Consider the following 22,976-nt stretch of genomic DNA (forward strand, 5'->3'; position numbering starts at 1 on the left):
ATCATGGCCTTCATCGCTGGTTCCTGTCTCATTTCACGATGATCCCTTCCGTTGACACCGTGAAGATGATGGCCGCGAACGGAACCTGGGTGGCGGCGCAGCCCAATTTTCTCTACAATCTGGAAGGACGCTACGAGCAGACGCTCGATGGCTATCGCCTTGAGCACAATAATCCGGTTGCTCTCCCTCTCAAGGCTGACGTCAAGATGGTGTTCGGAAGTGACAATCTGCCCATTGGGCCGATGGTCGGCCTTTACACGGCGCTCACGCGTAAGGGATCGGACGGCAATGGGCCTCAATATTCATGGCCGGTAAAAGCGGAGGACAAGAATTCCGTTGGACAAGGTGGCCGGGCTGCTCCCGCATTTCAGATATCCGTACTTGTTAAACCTCCACCATTGTCCTGATTGGACGGATCTTCAGCCGCTGTTGCGCAGCGCGGTTGCGATCGCGTTGATCGACAGTTCGATGCCTTCCTTGATCCGGGCATCATCCTCGCCAGCGCGATAGCGCTTGAGCAGTTCGACCTGCAGCAGATTGAGCGGCTCGATATAGGGAAGCCGCAGCCGGATCGACGTCTCGGTCGTCGGGCTCCGTTCCAGCAGGCGCGACTGGCCGGTGGCCGCCAGCAACCCATCATGGGTCAGCGACCAGCCTTCGCGGATACGCCCGAACAGCGTTTCCGCCTTGGCCTGGTCCTCGACCAGCGGCAGGTATCGCGCCGCAATGCCCAGGTCCGACTTCGCCAGCACCATCTCCAGATTGGCCAGCGCCGACTGCAGGAAGGACCAGTGCTGCGCCATGTCCGCCAGCAGCGCCTTGTCCTCGAACGCGGCGATCGCATGGCCGAAACCATACCAGCCCGGCAGCATCACCCGCGCCTGCGCCCAGCTGAACACCCAGGGAATGGCGCGCAGATCCTCGATCGCGGTGCTCTTGGTCCGGCTCGCCGGACGCGACCCGATCTTGAGGCCGGAGATTTCCTGGATCGGGGTGAGCTGGCGGAAGAACTCCTTGAACCCCTCCGTGCCGTAAACCAGGTCGCGATAGGCGGTGAAGGCGTTCTTCGACAGCTCGTCCATCGCCGCGGCAAAGCGGGCGGCATCCTTCGCCGACACACCCTCGGGTTCCAGGCTGGCGAGCAGGGTCGCGCTGGTCATCGCCTCCAGATTGGTCATCGCCACGTCGCGCGTGCCGAACTTGGCGGCGATCACTTCGCCTTGTTCGGTGATACGGATGCGTCCCTGCACGCTGCCGCGCGGCTGCGCCTGGATCGCCTTGAAGGCGGAGCCGCCGCCACGCCCGACCGCGCCGCCCCGCCCATGGAACAGCTGCATCGCCGCCCCGGCCTCGGCAAAGACCGGCTCCAGCGCCTGGCTCGCCTTGTAGAGGCTCCAGGTCGAGGTGATGTAACCGCCATCCTTGTTGCTGTCGGAATAGCCGATCATCACTTCCTGATGGCCGCGCGCCTGCACCACCCCGGCAATTTCGGGCAGGCCGAAATAGGCGGTCATGATCTTGGGTGCGGCCTCAAGGTCGCCGATCGTCTCGAACAGCGGGATCGACATGATCGCCGCCTTGGCCGGGTCGCCATTTTCCGGCGCGCGCCACAGACCCGCTTCCTTCAGCAGGATATTGACCTCCAGCATGTCGGACACGCTTTCGGCCTTGGAAATGATATAATGGGTGATGCACTGCGGCCCATAGGTGCGGTGCGCCTCGGCGGCGGCATGGACGATCGCCAGCTCCGACGCCGTTTCCTCGGAATATTCCGAAAAGCGCGTGCCGAGCGGCCGGTTGGTCGCCAGCTCCTTGCGCAACAGGGCGATGCGGGCAAATTCGTCCAGCCCGGCATAATCCGCCTCGACCCCGGCGACCTTCAGCAGTTCGGCGACCACGCGCTGATGCACGTCGCTATTCTGCCGCATGTCGAGGGTGGCGAGATGGAAGCCGAAGGTTTCGACCGCGCGGATCAGCCGGCCGAGCGCGCCACCGGTCGACAGCGCGCCATCGCCCTCGCTCGCCAGCCCCTGCGCCACGGTGACGAGGTCGCGGCGGAAATCGCCCGGCGCGGCGTAAGGCTCGCCCTTGAGCGCCGACGGGCGCGGCGGGGCCTTGCCGACCAGATGGACATAGGTGGTCGCCAGCCGCGCATAGATGCCCGAAATGGCCCGGCGATAGGGCTCGTCCTGGCGGCTGGGCGATGCATCGCCGCTCGCCTCCGCCAGCGCCAGCACCGCTTCGGGCACATGGGCGAGTTCGGTCGAGACCGACAATTCCGCGCCCAGCGCATGGATCGATTCCATATAATAGGCCAGCGCCGCCTCGCAGCCGCGGCCCAGCGCCGATCGCAGCTGCGGCGCCTGGACGAACGGGTTGCCGTCACGGTCGCCGCCGATCCAGTTGCCGACCCGCAGGAAGCTGTGCGGCCGTGCGCCCAGCACCCGTTCCCACCGGCCATAAAGTGCCGGCAGCGTCGGCAGGAAGATGTCGCGGAAATAGGTCAGGACATTGTCGATCTCGTCCTGCACGAACAGCTTTTTGCGGCGCAGCGGGCGCGTCTGCCACAACAGCGCGATCTGGCGGAAGATCGCCTCGTCCAGATTCTCGCCATCATCCGTCTCGGTCCGTCCGGCATCCTTGAGCTGCATCAGGTCGGCGATGCGATTCTTGTGATCGATCATGCTCTTGCGCCGCACCTCGGTCGGGTGGGCAGTCAGCACCGGCACGATCAGGCTGTGCGACAGCAATTCCAGCACCGCATCCTTGCCGATGCCATGCGATTCGAGCTTCGCCACCGCCGACGCGACATCGGCGCCGGGTTCCGCCGCCACCCCCTGCCGATCCTCGGCCAGATTGGCGAGCATCGAGAACAGCATGAAGCCGCGGGTGAAGTTAAGCGTGTCGTCGAGATTGAGGGCATCGAGGCCCGTGTCGGTCAGGTCGGCGCCCTGCAGCCCGCGCGCGCGGTCGACCGAGGCGGAGCGGATATATTCGGTCTGCTTGTAGAGTTTCTCCCCGCCATAGGCCCGAATGACATCGCCCAGCAGGCGTCCCAGATAACGGATGTCGGGATTCTGCGTGATCGCAGGCGCGGATTGATGCTTTTTGGTGTTCATAGCCTTTCGCGACCTCATAGTCTGCTTTTGCGCCTACAACGCTTGTCGAAAGAGGTTCAGGGCTGCAGACAGCGTTTGGCGTGCAAGAAAGGGATCATATCGCGGCCCCTCATCCCGCATGAAGGCATGCTCAGCGTTATATTCCTGCCATTCATAGTTGGCGCCAACCTCTTCCAGCCGCGAACGGATCCGTTCGCGGCCGGCGAAAGGAATATGAGGATCCTGCCGTCCCCAGATGAAGAGTGCCTGGGCCTTGAGATCATCCAGGCGCGCCAATGTGTCGTCGGCGCGGCCCGCGCCCAGCGTGCCACTATGCACATCTGTGGGATAGAAACAGGCAGTGGCACCCACGCGATGATCGAACGCCGCGCGCAACGCAAGATGCCCGCCCAGGCACAGGCCGATCGTGCCGATGCTGCCGGTAGAGAGCTGATGACTGGTGAGGAAATCGATCGCGCAAAGAGCGTCTCGGTCATAGGCGTCGACCGATTTTTCGATCTTGAGATCATTGCCGCGTGCTGTCCCCTCGGACGAATAGGGCAGAGCCAGACCCGGAGCCAGATATTCGTGATAGACGTCAGGCGCTCCCACCAGGAAGCCATGCCCGGCGATGCTCGCTGCCAGTCGCCGGATCGGTCCGGTGACCTGATAAATTTCTGAGAAGAGGAGGAGAGCCGGATAGCGGCCAGGCGCGGAGGGGCGGGTGATGTGCATTCGCATTGTGCCGCCAGCGGCAAGGTCGATATCGCTGAACTCATCAGTGATGATGCGCATGAGGCACTCCTTTTGGAACAGCTTGGCCGCCACCGGCTGCGTGCGGCGCTAAAAAAATCTCTCGCCTTTCGAGAATCTTGGTCTCGAAAGGCGAGAGAAGAAGGCTCTCAGTAGGAGGGTAAGGGATGGAGAGCCTTAGAATTTGGCACGGAAACCGGCCGTGATGACCCGTTCGAACTGGTTATAGGTATGCTTGAAGGCCTTGTTGAATGCATAGTTCACCGGCGCCTCTTCAGTCAGGTTCGAACCATTGACGAAGATCTGGAGATTCTCGTTCACATCATAGGATGCGCCGAAGTCCAGATAGAGGGTCGGCCGCTGCCAATTGGCGACACCGGCCGTGCCCGTGGTCGGTGTGAACGACCAATGGCCATAGGTGCCCTGATATAGTTTGCTCAGATAGTTGGCAGCGATACGGGCCTGGAACTTGCTGTCCTGATACCAGAGCACGGCATTCACCTGATGCTTTGCAGTGTCGTTGAACGGCGCGTCCGAACCATCTGCCAGGATCAGTTTTTCACCTGTGGCCGCGTCGCGACCAGCCTGGCTGGGCGAGAAGGTGTAGGTGATCGACGTGCCCAGATATTTGAGGAAGCTTGGCAGGAAGGTGAAGCTCTGCTGATAGCCGAACTCGACGCCATAATAGCTGGCCCCCTTGCCCTGCGCGATGGTCAGCAGGGTTGCGCCGTTACGAATGACGCCGTCGCTGTCCGGCACCATGATGCTCGACTGATTCTGATAGGTATAGCTTTCGATCTGGGTCTTGAAGGCACCCAGTGACAGGATGGTATTGCCATTGGGATACCATTCGGCTGCGATGCTGCCGGACCGGGCGAACCAGGGGTCGAGCTCGGGATTGCCAAGCCGCTGTACGCTGCTGACGCGCTGGAAATCCTCGCCAATCTGTTCGGTATTGTAGAAGGTGATCTCGCTTCGGCCGAGGTTCTCCAGTGGCTGAAGCGCCTGTGTCTCATAATAGGCGGCCTTCAGGCGAAGCTTCGATCCGACATCGACGTTGAAATTGATGCTGGGCAGCGCCTTGGTTCGGCTGGTCTTGGTGTTCCGGTCGCCAAGATCGACATAGGCGGAGTGGTTGGGGTCGACGCCGACGATGATGTCGGGGTTCAGCAGGCCGCTCTGCACGATATTCTGCTGGACATTGAGCTTGGTATTGACTACGCGCACGCCGACATTGCCGCTCATCGCGATCGTGTCGGATAGGTCTCCCTTGAAATTGACCTGCATATAGGCGGAGAGCTGCTTCTCCTTGACGCCATAGGTGCGATCGGGCGCCACGATATACTGCCCCTCACCATAGAGCATGTCGCGGAATGCTTCCGGATCGGTCAGCGCCTTGGCGTTGATCAGGGGCAGCGTCACATTCAGGCCGCCGACGGGGCCGAAGTCGGAGACATTCTTGACGTAGGAGGCCAGCGTGCTGCTGTCGAGACCATAGACAGGCAGCGGGTCATAGGTAAGAGCCGAACCAGTGCCGCCGATGAACTTGCCGATGGCATAGCCCGCTTCGCCATATTTGGTCAGTACGCCGTTTCCGAAACCGGAGGGCGAGAAATAATCCTCGCGCACAACATCCATGTCGCGGTTCGAATAGCGCGCACCGAACGAGAGCGAGAGGGTGTCATCCTCATTTTCCCATTTGCCGTCCCCCCGCAGGATATTCTGGGTAGACTTGGTCTTGGTCCGCTCCAGCCAGGATGAATGGACATACCAGGCCGCCGGATCGGAGGCGAGCGAAGCAAGCTCGTCCCCGATATTGTAGTAGAGCGCATTCTTGCCCATGCCGATCGAGAAGGGATAGCTAAGCGTTTCGGGGATCGAGCCCGGATTGATATTGATCGCCTCGCCGCCTTCTGTCTGCGCGATCTGGGCAGAACTGGTCTGCTGGGCGACCGTCATGTCGCGAGAATCGCGCGTACCATGGCCATAGACCCAGCGGACGCTGCCGCTGAAGCCATCATCATTCTTGAAGCGCAGCTCCAGGTTGGTGTTGATCGCTTCGGTCTTGCGCAGGTTGGACTGGACGCCGGCGCGCAGACCATTGGTGAGCCCGTTGAAGGAGGTGACCAGATTATGCCGATATTCGGTCAGGTCGCTAATATCGACCGATGACAGGACCGAAGGCAGGCCGGTCGCCTGCGAATAAGCAGGCAGGGATGAGCGGCCACCGAAATTGCCGTTGACGAACAATTGCTGGCCAAAGGCCTTCTCGTCCATGCTGTTGTAGAGCACGTCGGCGACCAGTTCCAACTGGTCGTTCAGGCGGGCGTTGAAATTATAGGCGAGGCCAAAACGTTCGCGATTGGTCTCGCGCGAATTGACATAGGTGTTCCAGCCATTGGGGATCAGGAAATCGTCGGCCAGATCGCCATCGCCGTTCAGGTCCACGCTGTTGGGCGTGAACCAGGTGGAATATTCGTCGACTAGGTCGAGTTCGACCGACTGGAAGGAACTGGCGAGGCGGCTCTTGCCATAGGAAAAGCCCAGCGACATGCCGATATCATCGGTCGGCTTGTAGCCGATCAGCCCGTCGATCTTCTTGTCGACGCCGCCGACCATGCTGCCAAAGCCCAGTTCGCCACGGATGTTGGCGGTCAGACCGCCCTTGAGGGTCAGGCCGCGAATGGTCTGGAGATCGACCACGCCGCCGACGCCGCCATCGGTCAGGCTGGCATTTTGCGACTTGTAGACGACCACGCCATTGACGAGGCTGGCGGGGATGTCAGTGAAATTCGCTTCGCTGTTGACGATCGTTTCGGCATTGATGAAGCGTTCGCCATTAAGCGTCCCCAGCACCTGCGGCGCGCCGCGAATGACGACGCGGCCACCTTCGCCCGCGGTGCGCGAAATCTGGACCCCGGGAACTCGCTGCAATGAGTCGGCGATAGTCACGTCAGGCAGTTTGCCGATATCTTCCGCGACGATGGCGTCGACGATTTCTGCCGAGCGACGCTTGAGATCAATGCCTTTTTCCTGGGCAGCGCGAACGCCGGTGACGACGATGTCGCCGGTCGTGGCCTCCGGGGCCACTTCCTGTGCCTGGGCGGCACCGGCCAGCACGAACGCCGATATGGGCGCGCTGCCCAGCAGCAGCGCACGCGTCAGAAATATCATGGATTTCATGAGCAATCCTCCCCTTGATGTGGGCGCCTCCTGGCGGCCATCGCATTTGCGCAAATTGGCTTGTGTGCCGGTCTACTTAAATATATTTGATTTGCTTAATCGTTTTAGGCCTGCCTTCGTGCCGGTGTCAAGTTGATATCGCTCTAGCCAGGTGGGTGCCTGACATCGCGCACAAGGAGAGGGACGGGTGAGGAAAGAGCGCGGCGCGCCTGTGACCAGTCATATCGGGCAGGAGCGGGCATTGCTCGTCAGCCTTGATGACGCGCTGTCTGATCCGCAGCGCGTGCGCGCAATGGCCTCCGTGGCATGTTTCGCGGTCGATTCGCCTTTTTATCCAGGTGTGCGTGCCCCTTTGCCGCAGGGGGTAGCGGCAGAAGTAGAGCGGTTGTCATGGCCGGTGCTGGCGGAGCATTTTGGCTGTCGACGCGGACTGAATATCAAAAATGCGAGCTTTGCGCTGACCGTGACAGCACCAGCCCAACTGAGGCCGCCGCAGAGAATTCCGCATTATGACGGTACCAGCGACAGCCAGTTCGCTGCCCTCATTCACCTGGGGTTTGACGATCTTGGTGGGACGGGTTTTTTCCGCCACCGGTCGACTGGCTACGAATCAATCGGTCCGGAGCGGGAGCTGTCATATTTCGCGGCACTTCGCTCTGACCTGGAGCGTTTTGGGCGACCAAAGCCTTCATATATCGATGAGTCGACGGCTATCTATGAGCGGATTGCTGTCAGCTCCGCCCGTTTCAACCGGATGATCCTCTATCGCGGAAACATGCTGCATTCAGCCATGTTGCGTTTGCCGGAGGGACTGAGTGCATGTCCTGCGACAGGCCGACTGACCATCACCTGCTTCATCGACGCCGACTGATTGGCGAGGCGAGGGGCGCGCCCGCGAAAAATCCTCGCTCCGCCATTGACCGGGAGACGGGATGCTGGCAAATAATAAAACAAATATATTTAATATCGTGACGACGGAGGGGGTGCGGATATGTGTCCGGTAAACTCCATCGATCATCGGGTTTCAAAGGGTGATCCGCATCGCGAATGTTGGACTCCTGTTGTCATCAAAGGCGGCCTTTGGCTGCTCAGAAATGGCAAACAGAGGTGGCCCTTCAACGCCTTGGGGTAGGGACGGTGTAGGCCTTTGAGGTCTGAAGCGCTCTCCCCTGGGTTCGTCGGCCCGACTGCACGCGGGTCGGCGAACCCATCTTGCATCAAGCCACGCCGGGAGGCTGGCGTCGAACGCATAATATCTTAGGCAGGGCCTTGGGCCGGAAGAGAGAATGTTCATGAAAGATCTGCTGATCGCCGGGGTCGAGCTTGGTGGTACCAAATGCATCGCGACACTGGCGAATGGCCGGGGCGAGATCGTCGATCAGGCGCAATTTCCCACCACGACGCCCGACGAAACACTAAGGGCGCTGGAAATCTGCCTGCATCGTTGGTGGAATGGGCATCGCTTTGCTGCATTGGGCATCGCGTCCTTCGGTCCGGTCGATCTGACCCCGCAATCTCCCAGCTTCGGCTTTATCACCTCAACGCCCAAGCCCGGCTGGTGCGATGTCGATGTCGCACGGCGGCTGGCCGCGCCCTTTCCCGTTCCGATGACATTCGATACCGATGTCAATGGTGCGGCAATCGCGGAAGGTTGCTGGGGCGGTGCGCGCGGCCTGAGCGACTATGCCTATGTGACGGTGGGCACTGGCGTCGGTGTCGGGCTGATCGTGAACGGGCTTCCCACGCGGGGGCTGGGCCATTGCGAACTGGGCCATGTGCGCGTGCCACGCCTGCGCGGGGACGACTGGCCGGGCAGTTGTCCCTATCATGGCGATTGCGTGGAGGGGCTGGCAGCCGGCCCGGCGCTCAAGGCGCGCAAGCAGACCGAACATGTCTCGGCCGTTCCGGCGGAAGACCCAATGTGGGAAAGCGTCTCCTATGCTTTGGCGCAGATGTGCCATGTCATGGTGCTGGCCAGCGGGCCGCGTCGTATCCTGTTCGGCGGGGGCGTGATCAAGGGGCAGCCGCACCTTCTGTCCCGCACCGAGGCCATGCTGCGCGACAGCCTGGCGGGTTATGTCACGCTGGCAGGGGACAAGCCTTTCCTGCAATTGGCGGGTCTGGGCGATCGGGCTGGCCCGCTGGGGCCGATCGCCATGGGACTGTCGCTGCTGGGCATTCCCGAACCAGCCTGACTTCCTTGCTGCTTGGAGAAACAGCCCGGGACCACTGGTGCCGGGCTTTTCTCACGTCAGTGCCCCGCGGCCAGGCTGACTCGGTGCGCAGCCTGACCTGGACGGGCGCCAGCGACCAGCGCGAACAGCAGTAACAGGGCGTAGCAGACGGCCGGCACGATCATCGCCGGGCCATAGCCATGGATGCCCGACACCAGGCCGACCAGCGGCGGGATTGCAGCGCCGCCGACTATCGCCATGCACAGGAAACCGGACGTAGCCTCGGCGCTGGCACTGGAGCGTTCCAGTGTGAGGGTGAAGATCAACGGAAACATCACCGAATTGAACAGGCCGATCGAAAGGGCGGCGAAGCCTGCGCTGACGCCACCGATCTGCGCGACATACAGGCACAAGGCCATCGCGATGCCCGCCGCGAAGGCGAGTAGTCGGGCTGCGCTGATCCGCATCAGCAGGGCGGTCCCGGCAAGCCGGCCGATCATTGCGCCGCCCCAGTAAAGGGCGACGGCCTTGCCAGCTTCCTGCAGCGACACGCCGGCCTGTCCGTCATCGCCCATGATCGCGCCGATCAGCGGCATGGTGAAGGGCAAGTCGGATCGCCCCCAGACAGCGTCGGAATTGAGGAACAGCGCCATTTGCGATCCGATGGCGACTTCGGCCCCGACATAGAGGAATATCGCGAGCCCGCCGACCAGTGTCCAGGGCGATGACAGTGCGTCGCGCAGCAAGCCGCCGCCCCCGACGCATTCGTTTGCCGCCGTTGCGCGGCTCACCAGCACCTGCTGGATCAGGCGACGCCGAAAAAGGAAATAGGCAAGTAACAGGCCGATCAGGCCGCAGATCCAGAAATAAGCGGTGTCGATTCCAGCGAGGGCATCGGCACGGGCTTCTGGGGTGACGGTGGCGCCCTGCTTTACTTCCAGCCCATTAAGGAAGAGATGGGCGCCCAGGATCGGGCCGAGAAAGGTGCCAAAGGAGTTGAATGCCTGGCTCAGCGTCAGGCGCAGATGGCTGCGCTCCGGCGCGCCCAAGGCTGCGGCCAGCGGATTGGCCGAGACCTGAAGGATGGTGATGCCGCTGGCCAAGATGAACAGGCCGGCAAGGACCAGCGCGTAAATGGCCATATTCGCTGCGCTCAGCATGGTGAGGCAGCCGATGATCATCATCGCAAGGGCAGAGAGGATCGCATTGGCCGGCCCCAGCCGGCGCACTAGTCCGGCGGCGGGCAGCGACACTAGGCCATAGGCGATGAAGAATGCGGAGGTGCTCAGCTGCGCCATCAGGTCGGAAAGATTGAATATCCCCTTCACCGCGGCGACCAGCGGGTCGATCAGCGATGTGATCGCACCCCAGGCGAAAAACAGGGTGGTGACAGATAGAAAGGCACTGGTCGTGCCGCGTTCAGGCGGTTGCATTCGTCTCTCCGGGCTTGTTGTGCCCTTGCTATGTGGCCGCGCCCTCCACCACATCGGTGGTCCATAGTGCGGTCGGCTTGGGCAGATGAAAATGGCTGAAAGGCAGGATCGCGGCGCCCACGGCCGGCGCGTCTTCGGCCAGGAAGGCACGGCTGACCGGTGCCAGGACCGGGACATGGGGCGCCCGCTGGCGCAATTGCCGATTGAGGCGCAGGGCGATCTGATCGACCCAGGGGCCGGGGAGGCGGCCGCCGATCAGGATCGTGCCGGGATTGAGGAGGCAGTTGACTGCGATCAACGGATCGACCAGCCGCTCGACCGATCGATCGATCCACCGTTCGACAATGGCTGTCAATGCCGGATCGGATGCGCGGTGCGAAAACAGGTCGCCCAGCGTCATGCCGGCGCTGGCCAGTTCGACCGTCAGACCGGACAGCGACACGATATTCTGCAACTGGTCGCGTCCACCCGCTCCGTCATCGACCATCAGAAAGCCGATTTCGCCGCTGCGGCCATCAGCGCCGGGGAAATAGGTGCTGTCGAGCACCAGGCTGCCGCCCAGGCCCGAGGTGATGAGGATGTAGAAGAAGCTGGGATGCTTCTGCCCATGGCCCAGTTGCAACTCGCCGGTCGCGGCGGCGGCGGCATCATTTTCGATGAAGATCGGCAGCGCGATCGGCCGTTCGAACAGGGCGGCGATGTCGGTGTCTTCCCACCGGTCATAATCTCTTGGACGGCCGGGCAGGTCAACCAGTCCCATGTCGTCGGGCTTGGCCACGCCGATGCCAACCAGTGCGCTGGCATCGATGCCGGCTTCCTGGATCAGATTGTCGATCGAGCGGAGATAGAGGGACTGGACATCCTCGGGCGATGGAAAGGGGATTTCCCGCGAGACCCGCGCCAGGGTCTGGCCGGCAAAGTCCACCAGCACGATGGTGACATGGTCGCGGTCGATATTGACGCCGATGGCATAGCAGGCGGTCTTGTTGATCACCAGCTTGGTGGCCGGCTGCCCCCGGCCGCCACGCTTCTGGCCGGCTTCCTCGATCAGCCCCTCGCTGAGCAGCTTTTTCGTGATGTTGGCGATCGCGGGCGGGGTCAGGCCAGTGATATGGGCCAGATCGACGCGGGTCAGCGGCCCTTTCACGCGGATGGCATGCAAGGTAACCCGCTGATTATGGTCGGCGGCCCGTTCCAGATTGGTTCCTGAAAGCCGGATCTTATTTTGTGGCATCTTGTCCATCCATCCTGCGGCGCGCAAACGGCCGACATCCTAATCCCTGGCGCGTCGACGACGGGCCTTTCCTGTTTCGCTACGGGCGGATGCCGCCATGTGGCAAGGCGGGAACATTAAATCACTTTCCTTAATGAGGGTGCGGAGTGCGTGACAGGCCTGTTGCAAGGTCAATATCCTCCAGCGCGACGCCACGGGTTTCGGGAAAGAAGAACCAGACCACAAGCAGCTGCGCAGCCGTCGCAGCAGCGAAGATCGCAAATGGCCAGGCATGGCTCCACGCGGCGATGACGGGGAAGGCGAAGGAAATGAGTGCGTTGAGTACCCAATGGGTGGCGCTGCCCAGGGCCTGCCCACGGGCGCGGACCGGGGTGGGAAATATTTCGGAGAGATAGACCCAGATCACTGCCCCCTGCGAGACGGCGAAACTGACAATGAAAAGGATCAGCAGTGGCAGCAGCAACACGGCCCCGCTGCCGGTGGCATAAATGGCGGCAACGCCGCTCAGCGCCAGGCAGGTGCCGGCTGCGCCAATGAGCAGCAGCGGTCGTCGTCCGACCGAATCGATGATCGCCATGGCAAACAGGGTGGCGCCAAGATTGGCGAGCCCGATGGCCACTGCCTGCATGTCGGCGGACAGGCGGCTGAACCCGGCCGCTGCAAATATATCATTGATATAATAAAGGATCGCATTGATCCCCGACAACTGGTTGAAAGCTGCGATTGCCAGCGCCAGCAGGATCGGCCGGGCATGCTGATGCCAGTTGAGGCGCGCGCCAGGCGAGGGCGGCGTGACATCGGGCCAGTCGCCGCTGTCCATGCCCAGTCGCTTTGCCGCCAGCCGAGCCTGGACCATAAGGCCCTTGCTGGCCAGCCAGCGCGGGCTGGCTGGCAGGTCGAACATCAGGATCAGGAACAACAGTGATGGCAGGGCGGCAGCTGCCAGTTTCCAGCGCCAGGCGATCGCTTCAGGAAACTGCATGGCGATCAGGAAATTGCTGAGATAGGCGAGCAGGATCCCGGCCACGATATTGAACTGGAAAAGGCCAACCAGCAGGCCGCGTCGCCGGGCCGGGCTGATTTCCGATATGTAGACCGGCGCCAGTACGGAGGAGCCGCCTATTGCGAGGCCTCCGATGAAACGGGCGAGGGAAAAGGACCAGAAGCTGGGGGCCATGGCGGAGGCAAGGGCGGAGAGGAGGTAGGCCGCCGCGATCCAGATCAGCAGGGTGCGGCTGCCCCAGCGATCGCCGGGGCGCCCGGAACAGGTAGCCCCCACCAGCGTCCCCCACAGGGCGGCGGAAACGGCAAGGCCCAGGCCTGTCGGTGACAGGGCAAAGGCTGTCCGCAGCGAATCGGTGGCGCCGGAAATGACGGCCGTGTCAAAACCGAACAATAGCCCGGCAAGGCCGGCCGAAGCCGCAAAACGCACGGGCATGGCACCCGCTTGCCTGTCCATCATCACCCTCCAAATGAATATTTCAATTTGACTTATTAAATCAGTTCATTGCAGAACGCAAAGGGAAGCTGGCCAAGACCGGACCGGATTTTGACGAAGAACGGGGAGAGGATTTCATGCGCGCAATCATTCAGGCTCTGCTGGGATCGTCCCTCATTGCGCTGGGCGGCATGGCGATCGCTCAGCAGGGGGATAGCGCCGCGGCGCCTTATGGATCGGGCGCGACCTTCAATGCGATCTTTCTGGAAGGCGGCATCGGCATCGACCGCGCGATCGCGCCGGGATCGGCCCTGGCGACGGCGGGCGCGCCGCTCAGCCTGACCGCCTGGGTCCGGCCGGATCACATCGCGAAGGGCGACATTGCCCTGCTCCAGCTCGGCGCGCTGGCCGGGCAGGGGCCGCAATTGCTGCTCCGCGATGGCCGACCGGCGGTGAAGATGGCTGGCGCCATGGTGGCAGCGCCGCAGGCTCTGGTTGCCGACCGGTGGACGCATGTCAGTGCGACGATCGATCATGGCCAGGCGATACTCTATGTCGATGGCCGCGCGGTAGCGCGCGGTGCGGCCCAAATCGTCCCTTTCTCGCCCCAGATCCATGTCGTGCCGGCCCAGGCAGGCGCCGCGCATTTCGGCGGCGCACTGGCCGGGGCGGGGGTTGCGAGCGAACCGCTGACCGATGCGCAGGTCGCCGCCGCTGCGGCTGCGCGGCCGGATTTCGATCTCATCCAGTTCTGGCATGTCGGCGCGGGATGGGAATGGCAGAGCCGCGCCAATACCGGCCTGTGGAAACAGCAGGATGCCTGGACTCTGCCGCAGGGCAGGGGCGGCTATTCCAGCCCCGTCGCCAGGCCCGCGTCCGATGCGCCGGCCCTGGAAGCGGTCGCGGCTGATCGCTGGCGCGTCAATGGCTGGCAACTGGCGGCGGCTCCCGGCGTAAAGCAGGATGGTGCGGCCCTGTCGCGTCCGGGCAATCCGTCGGGGGAATGGCGCGTCGCGACCGTGCCGGGCACGGTCCTGACGACATTGGTGGACCGGGGCGTCTATCCCGACCCCTATTATGGCCTCAACAATATGGCGATTCCGGAAAGCCTGGCACGACAGGATTATTGGTATCGCACTCGCTTCATCCTGCCGGCCGACGTGGCAGGCAAGAAGCTCACCATCCTCTTCAACGGCATTAATTATGCGGGCGAGGCCTGGGCCAATGGCCAGCGTCTGGGCGCGACGATCGGCGCCTTCACGCGCGGGCAGTTCGCTTTCACAGCTGTTCCGGGCGAAAATGTCGTGGCGGTCCGTGTGTCGCCACCGCCTCATCCCGGCATTCCACACGAGCAGTCGATCAAGGCGGGCGTCGGCGAAAATGGCGGCCAGCTCGCGATCGACGGGCCGACCTTTGTCGCGACCGAGGGCTGGGACTGGATTCCGGGTATTCGCGATCGCAATACCGGTCTGTGGCAGGGCGTTGAATTGCAGGCGCATGGCGAAGTCCGCATACTCGATCCGCATGTCGTGACCGATCTGCCGCTACCACGCACCGACAGTGCCGACATCTTCATCACCGTGCCGTTGCGTAATGACGGCACAGCCAGTCGCCGCGTCACGGTACGCGCGGCGTTCGACGATGTGGTCGTGGAAAAGGCGATCGATCTGGCCCCGGGCGCAGGCGAAGTGCGCTTTGCCCCCACCGAGTTTGCGGCGCTGCGGGTCCGCAATCCCCGTCTCTGGTGGCCCAATGGCTATGGCGATCCGGCGCTTCACAGACTGGATCTGACGGCCAGCGTCGATGGCGCCGCGTCGGACTATCGATCGACCCGTTTCGGCATCCGCGAAGTCAGCTACGACCTCTCGCTGTTCGATGCGAAGGGCGCGCTGCGCCGCGTCAATGTGCAGACCACCAATGGCGGGCTGGCGGGCCAGAAGCTGATCGATGTCCGGCATGAAGCGATCAAGCAGAGCCCGAAGGGCTGGGCGGAATCGCTGACTGCGGCGGGCGAGGCTTCCCCCGCTGTCACCGCGCTGGGCGCTGCCGATACATTGCCCGAACCGCATCTCACCATCCGGGTCAATGGCGTGAAGATCGCGGCGCGAGGCGGCAATTGGGGCATGGACGATGCCATGAAGCGCATCTCGCGCGACCGATTGGAGCCCTATTTCCGCCTCGAAAAAGAAGCGCATATGAACATCATCCGCAACTGGATGGGTACCAATACGGAGCCGGAATTTTACGATCTGGCCGACGAATATGGCATGATGGTGCTCAATGACTTCTGGCAGTCGACCCAGAATTTCCAGGTCGAGCCGCAAGATCCGCAACTGTTCCTGGCCAATGCCCGCGACACGGTCAGTCGCTATCGCAACCATCCCTCCATCATCCTGTGGTTCGGTCGCAACGAAGGCGTGCCTTATCCGCTGCTGAACGAGAAGCTTGACGATCTGGTGTTCGAACTGGACGGCACGCGCTGGTTCACCGGCAGTTCCAACACGGTAAATCTGCAGGGTTCTGGTCCCTATAATTATCGCGCGCCCGAGGGCTATTTTACCGATCTCGCCTCCGGCTTTTCGGTCGAGACCGGCACGCCATCCCTGTCCACGCTGGAATCGGTTGCGGCGTCCGTGCCCCAGGCCGACCTCTGGCCGCTCAGTGACACGCTTGCCTATCATGACTGGCATTTCAGCGGGAATGGCGACACGAAGACCTTCATGTCGACGCTGGCGAACATGTTCGGCCCGGCAACCAGTTTCGAGGATTTCGAGCGCAAGGCGCAGATGATGAACCTCGAAACCCACAAGGCCATGTATGAGGGCTTTCTGGGCCATCTCTGGACCAAGAATAGCGGTCGGCTTCTGTGGATGACCCATCCGGCCTGGCCGTCGAACGCCTGGCAGATCCATAGCTGGGATTATGACACCCATGGCGCCTATTATGGGGCGAAGAAGGCGGTCGAGCCGGTTCACGTCCAGCTCAACCTGCCGGGCAATGAACTGATCGCGCTCAACACCACGCGCAATGCACTGCCCGGCCTCACCGCCAGCGTGAAGGTGGTCAGCCTTGACAACCGCACGCTGTTCAGCCGCAGCGACCGGCTGGACCTGCCCGCCAACCAGCGTGTGGAACTGGCGGCCGTCCCGCTTGAACGGCTGTTCGCCAGCGATCCGATGCTGCTGGTGTCGCTGCGTCTGACCGACAAGGCAGGCAAATTGCTGTCGGAGAATTTCTATTGGCGCGGCAAGGATGAGGCGGCCTATCGCGCGCTCGACGGGCTGCAACAGGTGCGGCTCGGCATGCAGGTCGGCGTGCCTGCACAGGTGGATGGCGAGCAGATGCTGACCGTCACCCTGGCCAATGACGCGGCGGTGCCGGTGCTCAATGCCAAGCTGACCCTGCTCGATGCGCGGGGCACCCGCATCCTGCCGGCCTATTATAGCGACAATTATCTCGCGCTGTTGCCGGGAGAAAAGCGCAGCGTCACCATCCGTTATCCCGCCAGCCAGAGCGGTGTCCCGTCCGTCACCCTGCGCGGATGGAATGTCGTGCCGCAGAGCGTCGCCGCCGGGCAGTGAGATGAAGCGGCATTTAGCCCTCTTCCTTGCGCCGCTGTTGCTGGCGGCGGCCGCGCCGCCGCAGGTGGCGGTGACCGGCGGCGTGATCGAGGGGATCGCAGGCGCATCGGATGATCCGCTGCTGTTTCGCGGCATCCCCTTTGCCGCTGCGCCGGTGGGGGCATTGCGCTGGCGGGCGCCGCAGCCGGTCACGCCCTGGCGCGGCGTGCGCATGGCCACCACGCGGGTGCCGGCATGCCTGCAGAATGATTATGGCTGGAACCGAAGCGATCATGTCGCGGGGAGCGAGGATTGCCTGACGCTGGACGTGGCGACCCCCGGGCTGGCTGGACATCGTCCGGTCATGGTCTGGATCCATGGTGGCAGCAACCGGGCCGGATCGGCAGGCGACACGGTCAAGGCGGCGCTGGCGCTACGCGGCATCGTGCTGGTCGCAATCCAGTATCGGCTAGGTATTTTCGGCTTTCTGAGCCATCGTGCTCTGTCGGCGGAAGCGGATGGCGCCAGCGGCAATTATGGGCTGATGGACCAGATTGTAGCGCTGCGCTGGGTACAGGACAATATTGCGCGTTTCGGTGGCGATCCCGCCAATGTCACCATTTTCGGCGAATCCGCCGGCGCCCAGGATGTCGGCCTGCTGCTGGCAGCGCCTACGGCCCGCCGGCTATTCGCCCGTGCCATCCTGCAAAGCGGAACCCCCAATTTCGGATTGCCCACCCGTCCGCTCGATCGCGCCTTGCGCATCGGCGATCAGCTTGACGCGCTGCTTGGCAGTGGCGGCAATGCCGGGCTGCTGCGTGGGGCATCGTCGGCCGCCGTGCTGGCAGCGGACCTGCGCCTGCATGACGAGCGACTGGAAAGTGATGATTTCCTGTGGCTGCGGCCGACTATCGACGGCGCCGTGCTGCCGGATGATCCGCGCAGTCTGTTACGGCAGGGGCCGGCGCGACCGGTCATCATCGGGTCCAATCGTGCCGAGTTCGGCTTGCCCGGCGGTCGCGCCCATCGCGACGCCAATGTCGATGCCGCTTTTGGCGCCCATGCCGGCAAGGCGCGCGCCTTCTATCGGCTCGACGATCCTGATCCCACCCCCGACCCGCGGCTGGGCGATCGAGACCTGCGGATCGCGACCGACATTCTCTTTCGCTGTCCTTCGGGTCGCTTGGCTGATCTTCTGGCGGAATCCGGCTGGCCGGTATGGCGCTATGAATTCGATCTGGCACCCGATGGTGGGCGCAGCTTCCATGGCGCTGATATAGACTATGTAATGGCAGACCAGCCGATAGGCTTGGCACTCTCGATGCAGGATTATTGGCTGGCCTTTGCCTACAGCGGCGTGCCCGCGCCGGCCGACAAGCCCGCGTGGCCCCGCTATGCGCCAGGCCGCCGCCATGTGACCTTCGATGCGCGCGGCGTTACGCCCGAGACATCGCTGGCGGCAATTCCGTGCGATTGGATGGACCGGATATGACGGGTGAAATCACGCGGCGCGCAATCATGGGCATGGCGGCGGCGCTGCCGCTGGGGACGGCGATGCCGGCCATGGCGCAGGATTGTCGGGTGGAAAATGACGCAGAAAGGCGGCTGCACAGCGATTTCGCCTGGCTGGATCGCTACGCCGCCGACAATCGCGTGCTGATCGACAGCGGTACGCAAACCGGTATCGTCTTCATCGGCGACAGCATCACTCAAGGGTGGAAGGACAAGCGACCGGCCTTCTTCACGCCCGGCCGGGTCAATCGCGGCATTAGCGGGCAGACCACGCCGCAGATGCTGTTGCGGATGATGGCGGATGTCATCGCGCTGAAGCCGCGCGCGGTGCATATCATGGCCGGGACCAACGACATTGCTGGCAATAGCGGGCCCATGACCCAAGCGATGAGCCGGGACAATCTGGCCGCCATGACAACGCTTGCCCGCGCGCACGATGTGCAGGTGCTGCTGAGCGCGATTCCGCCAGCGGCCAGCTTTCCCTGGCGGCCAGGCCTGGACACGCGCACGCCAATCGCCTCGCTCAATCGCTGGCTCAAAAGTCATGCGGAGCAGGGCGGTGCGACCTGGATCGACTATCATGCCGTCCTGGATGACGGCTCCGGCGGCATGAAGCCGGGGCTGGCGAAAGACGGCGTCCACCCCACCGAGGCGGGCTATGAGTTGATGGAGCGTCTGATCGCTCCGGTCCTTGCCGCCCAGCAGCTTTGAAACAAGGATGATTGCATGAAGCTCGTCGCGAATTTTGTCGAAAAGCCTTGGGGGCGCCATGACCTGCCGGACTGGGCGGCGGTGCCAGCGAACCTGAAAGACCCGATCGGTGAACTCTGGTTCACGCCGCCCGATGGCGCGCATCTGCCGTTGCTGGTCAAATATCTCTTCACCAGCGAGCGCCTGTCGGTCCAGGTTCATCCCGATGATGTGCAGGCGCGGGCGCGGGGACTGGCCAGCGGCAAGAGTGAATGCTGGTACATCATCGATGCACAGCCCGGCGCGACGCTTGGCATCGGCGTGCGGCGGCCACTCGATCCGCAGCAATTGCGTGACGCCGCGCTGGATGGATCGATCGAACGGGAAATGATCTGGCATCCGGTCGCACCGGGCGACTTCTTCTTCATTCCCGCCGGCACCGTCCATGCGGTGGGAGCGGGGATCATGCTGGTCGAAATTCAGCAGAATGTCGACGTGACCTATCGCCTCTATGATTATGGTCGCCCGCGCGAACTGCATCTGGCGGATGGCACAGCGGTGTCGCGCGCCTTGCCCTATGACATGGCCCAGGCGGTGCGGGCGTCACAGGGGGGGGCGGTCGAGCGCATACTGGCTCGCTGCCCGATCTTCACCGTGCTGCGGGCGACCGATGCCGACGGGCTGCGCGCACGACTGGGGCAGCAGCCGGTCTGGATCATCCCGCTGGCCGGCTTCGCCACGGCCGACGGCGACAGCGCGGGCGTGGGCGAATGCCTCTATCTCGACAGCCCGGCATCCCTGTGCCTGTCCGCCGATGCTATGGTCCTGGCTGCCGTAGAAGGGGCGTTGTGATGCGGGGACGTCGGGCGTTGCCTTTGCTGGCACTACCCTTGTTCACACTGGGCTATGCACTGCCGGCCGCCGCCCAGTCGCGGGTCGTTGCGTCGCCCGACGGGCATAACCGGATCAGCCTCACTCTGGATGCGCAGGGGCAGCCGCTCTGGTCGGTGGATCGGGATGGGCACCGCCTGGTCGACCCCTCGCCGCTGGGGCTGACATTGGACGACGGCCCCTTGGCGACCAATCTGGCGCTGACGGCCAGTCAGGCGTCGTCCGGGGAGGATCGCTATCCCATCGTCGCGGGCAAGGCGGCTTCCGCCGCCGATCGCTATCGCGCGCTGCGCGTGGAGCTGACACAAAAGGATGGCGCGAACCGCGCGCTGACGGTGGAACTGCGTGCCTATGATGATGGTGTGGCCTTTCGCACCATCCTGCCGGTTCAGCCGCAGATTGCCGTGTCGGTCATCCGTGAGGAGCGGACCGAATTTCGCGTCGCGGCCGACAGCCGTTGCTGGGGTTTCAACATCGGATCGTTCGGCAAGAGCCATGAGGGCGAATATGAGCCGGTCGAACCCGCCAAAGTAAGACCGCACAATCTGTTCGACCTCCCGATGCTGTGCGAAAGTGGCGGCAAGGCACTGGCCATCACTGAAGCTGGGCTGAGCGACTATGCCGGCCTTTATCTGACCGGGCGCGGCGATGGCGGCCCGGGCTTTGCGGCGCGCCTGTCACCGGCGCTCGACGATCCGAGGGTCGCGGTCCGTGGCAAGGTGGGGGCGCCGCTCGCCAGTCCCTGGCGGCTCGTCATGCTGGCGGACCGGGCGGGGGACCTGGCCGCCTCTACGCTGGTCACCAGCCTCGCCGAACCGTCGCGAGTGGCGCAGACCGACTGGATCAGGCCGGGCCTGTCGGCCTGGGACTGGTGGAACGGCCCCAGCCTGAAGGGGGTCGACAAAGCCGGCACCAACACCGCCACGGCCAAGGCCTATATTGATTTCGCCGCTGCCAATGGCCTCCCATACAGCCTGATCGACGAGGGCTGGTATCAGGGCGCGGGTGGTGGCGGCGACGTGCGCCCCGGTGCTGATGTTATGCACTGGACACCGGACATCGATTTGCCCGGCCTCATCGATTATGCTGGCCGGAAGGGGGTGCGCCTCTGGCTCTGGTTCAACTGGCGGGCGCTGGACGCGGATATGGAAGCGGCGCTCGCCCAATATGCGCGTATGGGCATTGCCGGCATCAAGGTCGACTTCATGGACCGCGATGATCAGGCGATGGTCGCCTGGTATCATCGCCTGCTGGAAGTTGCGGCCCGCCACAAGCTGATGGTCAATCTGCACGGTGCCTATGTGCCGCGCGGGCTGACGCGCACCTATCCCAATTTCCTGACCCAGGAAGGGGTGATGGGCGCGGAATATAATAAATGGAGCCGGCGGATCACCGCCGATCACAATGTGATGCTCGCCTATACGCGCGGCTTGCTGGGGCCGATGGACTATACGCCGGGGGGCTTCAACAATGTCGCGCCCGCCGACTTTGCAATCCGTAACGATCTGCCCTTCGTCCAGACGACCCGTGCGCATGGGCTTGCACTTTATGTGGTCTATGAAAGTCCTTTCGCCTGTGTGTCCGACAGCCCCGACAGCTATGCTGCCAACCCTGCAGGGCTTGATTTCATCCGCATGGTACCCACAAGCTGGGACGAGACCCGTTTCCTTGCGGGGGATGTGGGGGACTATGTCGCCATTGCCCGGCGCAAGGGCAAGCGCTGGTATGTCGGCGTGCTCAACAACAGTCAGGCCCGCCAGGTCGAGTTGCCAATCGGAAAGCTTGGATCGTCTTTCAAAATGACGATGTGGCAGGACGGTGAGCAGCCGAGGGATATCGTGCAAGCGAGCCGCACTGTTGCCGATAGCATATCCATCGATCTCGCGGCTTCTGGTGGAGCGGTACTAATATTCGAACCATAGACTTAAATTGGTTCCGCTGCGGCCAAGCTTCTCCCGATGCCGGTCTAGGCAGTCGCGGCCTGAGCTCGAGGAGGCGTCGCGATGCTCTCCGCCGCACCTCTCGCCTCCCACCACCTTGGGCAGCGGCAGATCGACCGCGGGCGCCTGGCGGATCTGCTCGCAGTACCGGCACACCAGCCGGGGCCGGACATGGCGGATGACGCGGAAGCGCGCCGGGACATAATCGAGGACCTCAGTGACGGTCTCGTCGATCTGGACTGACGGTCCGTTACAACCGCCACTGCATGGGCTGGGCTGATGATCGACGGTCTGACGCGGGAAGTGCGCCGGAAGCGGAGCGCGGCTGCCAGGTTTGCGGGCCGATTTTGCTACCGGCGCCGCCGGCACCTCATCGTTGGCGGGTTCCGGTGCCTCGACCTCCTCGAACATCAGCCGCAGCTGAGCGATATCCATTTTCTCGGAGCTGCGGCCGAACTGGACACGCAGCAGCCGCGCGACACGATGCTCGAGCTTTTCGATCCGCAAGGTCTGGGCTTTGACCGTGGCTTCCGCGGCCCTCCGTTCGGCCCGTTCCTGTTCCATGGCATCGGCCATCTCCAGCAGCATTTTCTGCAGGAGAACCGGATCTGTGGGAAGGCGATCAAGGGCGAACCGCATGGCCTCAATCATAGCGAAAGACCACGGTAAGACCTACATAAAATGGCGGTTTTCCTGATCTTTTTGGCTATGCGAGACTCGGCGTGATCACCTCGTCGTGGACGATCGCCTGCTTCCAGTTCAGCCCTTCGACGAGCATCGCAAGCTGGGCGGCCGACAGCCGGAGCGCGCCCTCATGAGCACGGGGCCACACGAACTTTCCGCGCTCGAGACGCTTTGCATACATGCATAGCCCGGAGCCGTCCCACACCAAGGCCTTCAACCTGTCGCCCCGCTTGCCGCGGAACAGGAAGACCGCCCCCGAGAATGGATCGAGCTGAAGGATATTGCGCACTTGCGCCAACAGCCCGTCAAATCCCTTGCGCTTATGTGGTGCACCACATAAGCGCAACTATGCGGCGACCATGATTATGCGGAGCTCAGGGCGCTAG

16 protein-coding genes are annotated in these 22,976 nt (G+C 63.0%); 8 read left to right on the forward strand and 8 right to left on the reverse strand.

Annotated elements, in window-relative coordinates:
• The first annotated feature begins 59 nt into the window (after window positions 1-59).
• Window positions 60-407, forward strand: coding sequence for a hypothetical protein (locus ACFOKF_RS10010; protein WP_380795427.1), 348 nt, complete (start codon window positions 60-62; stop codon window positions 405-407).
• 12 nt (window positions 408-419) lie between these two features.
• Here the strand turns inward: ACFOKF_RS10010 and ppc are convergent, their stop codons facing one another.
• The 3 genes from ppc to ACFOKF_RS10025 all read right to left on the reverse strand — a co-directional run bounded on the left by ppc (window position 420) and on the right by ACFOKF_RS10025 (window position 7,034).
• On the reverse strand, window positions 420-3,119 hold the full coding sequence (ppc, locus tag ACFOKF_RS10015) for a phosphoenolpyruvate carboxylase (RefSeq protein ID WP_380795428.1): 2,700 nt from the start codon (window positions 3,117-3,119) through the stop codon (window positions 420-422).
• Between the two features lie 33 nt (window positions 3,120-3,152).
• Window positions 3,153-3,926 (reverse strand): dienelactone hydrolase family protein, encoded by a 774-nt coding sequence (locus ACFOKF_RS10020; RefSeq protein ID WP_235681880.1) that lies wholly within the window; start codon window positions 3,924-3,926, stop codon window positions 3,153-3,155.
• Between the two features lie 102 nt (window positions 3,927-4,028).
• Window positions 4,029-7,034 (reverse strand): TonB-dependent receptor, encoded by a 3,006-nt coding sequence (locus ACFOKF_RS10025; RefSeq protein WP_380795430.1) that lies wholly within the window; start codon window positions 7,032-7,034, stop codon window positions 4,029-4,031.
• A gap of 211 nt (window positions 7,035-7,245) precedes the next feature.
• On the opposite strand from ACFOKF_RS10025, the gene ACFOKF_RS10030 reads away from it, so the two are divergent.
• A complete protein-coding gene (locus ACFOKF_RS10030; protein WP_380795431.1) occupies window positions 7,246-7,905 on the forward strand; it encodes a DUF6445 family protein in 660 nt (219 codons plus the stop codon).
• Between the two features lie 421 nt (window positions 7,906-8,326).
• Window positions 8,327-9,229, forward strand: coding sequence for an ROK family protein (locus ACFOKF_RS10035; RefSeq protein ID WP_380795433.1), 903 nt, complete (start codon window positions 8,327-8,329; stop codon window positions 9,227-9,229).
• 56 nt (window positions 9,230-9,285) lie between these two features.
• Here the strand turns inward: ACFOKF_RS10035 and ACFOKF_RS10040 are convergent, their stop codons facing one another.
• The 3 genes from ACFOKF_RS10040 to ACFOKF_RS10050 form a co-directional block, all read right to left on the reverse strand.
• On the reverse strand, window positions 9,286-10,641 hold the full coding sequence (locus ACFOKF_RS10040; RefSeq protein WP_313231418.1) for an MFS transporter: 1,356 nt from the start codon (window positions 10,639-10,641) through the stop codon (window positions 9,286-9,288).
• Window positions 10,642-10,669: 28 nt separating this feature from the next.
• The gene (locus tag ACFOKF_RS10045; RefSeq protein ID WP_235681879.1) at window positions 10,670-11,875 is read right to left on the reverse strand and encodes an ROK family transcriptional regulator; all 1,206 of its coding nucleotides are present in this window, start codon (window positions 11,873-11,875) and stop codon (window positions 10,670-10,672) included.
• Window positions 11,876-12,005: 130 nt separating this feature from the next.
• On the reverse strand, window positions 12,006-13,313 hold the full coding sequence (locus tag ACFOKF_RS10050) for a sugar porter family MFS transporter (RefSeq protein WP_169861359.1): 1,308 nt from the start codon (window positions 13,311-13,313) through the stop codon (window positions 12,006-12,008).
• Between the two features lie 137 nt (window positions 13,314-13,450).
• Here ACFOKF_RS10050 and ACFOKF_RS10055 point away from each other — a divergent pair, with 137 nt between their 5' ends.
• Genes ACFOKF_RS10055 through ACFOKF_RS10075 form a run of 5 tightly spaced genes read left to right on the forward strand, consistent with a single transcriptional unit; the run spans window position 13,451 to window position 21,888 of the window.
• Window positions 13,451-16,894, forward strand: coding sequence for a glycosyl hydrolase 2 galactose-binding domain-containing protein (locus tag ACFOKF_RS10055; RefSeq protein WP_380795434.1), 3,444 nt, complete (start codon window positions 13,451-13,453; stop codon window positions 16,892-16,894).
• Between the two features lies 1 nt (window position 16,895).
• Window positions 16,896-18,365 carry a carboxylesterase/lipase family protein gene (locus ACFOKF_RS10060; RefSeq protein ID WP_314716342.1) on the forward strand — a complete coding sequence of 490 codons (1,470 nt, stop codon included), beginning with the start codon at window positions 16,896-16,898 and terminating at the stop codon, window positions 18,363-18,365.
• Window positions 18,362-19,096: a GDSL-type esterase/lipase family protein gene (locus tag ACFOKF_RS10065; protein WP_169861356.1), complete on the forward strand. Its 735-nt coding sequence runs from the start codon at window positions 18,362-18,364 to the stop codon at window positions 19,094-19,096. Before ACFOKF_RS10060 ends, ACFOKF_RS10065 begins: the two co-directional genes overlap by 4 nt.
• 15 nt (window positions 19,097-19,111) lie before the next feature.
• Window positions 19,112-19,927 carry a class I mannose-6-phosphate isomerase gene (locus ACFOKF_RS10070; protein WP_313231425.1) on the forward strand — a complete coding sequence of 272 codons (816 nt, stop codon included), beginning with the start codon at window positions 19,112-19,114 and terminating at the stop codon, window positions 19,925-19,927.
• Complete coding sequence (locus ACFOKF_RS10075; protein ID WP_313231426.1) at window positions 19,927-21,888, forward strand: glycoside hydrolase family 97 protein; 1,962 nt, start codon at window positions 19,927-19,929, stop codon at window positions 21,886-21,888. Before ACFOKF_RS10070 ends, ACFOKF_RS10075 begins: the two co-directional genes overlap by 1 nt.
• On the opposite strand, the gene ACFOKF_RS10080 is transcribed toward ACFOKF_RS10075, so the two are convergent.
• Both ACFOKF_RS10080 and tnpB read right to left on the reverse strand, forming a co-directional pair.
• A complete protein-coding gene (locus ACFOKF_RS10080; RefSeq protein WP_380795436.1) occupies window positions 21,871-22,545 on the reverse strand; it encodes an IS66 family transposase in 675 nt (224 codons plus the stop codon). The two genes, ACFOKF_RS10075 and ACFOKF_RS10080, sit on opposite strands and share 18 nt — an antisense overlap.
• A 67-nt stretch (window positions 22,546-22,612) precedes the next feature.
• Window positions 22,613-22,936 carry an IS66 family insertion sequence element accessory protein TnpB gene (tnpB, locus tag ACFOKF_RS10085; RefSeq protein ID WP_313231429.1) on the reverse strand — a complete coding sequence of 108 codons (324 nt, stop codon included), beginning with the start codon at window positions 22,934-22,936 and terminating at the stop codon, window positions 22,613-22,615.
• Window positions 22,937-22,976 lie beyond the last annotated feature (40 nt).

It is taken from the genome of Sphingobium rhizovicinum (assembly GCF_042647625.1).
In the GTDB taxonomy this organism is placed as follows: domain Bacteria; phylum Pseudomonadota; class Alphaproteobacteria; order Sphingomonadales; family Sphingomonadaceae; genus Sphingobium; species Sphingobium rhizovicinum.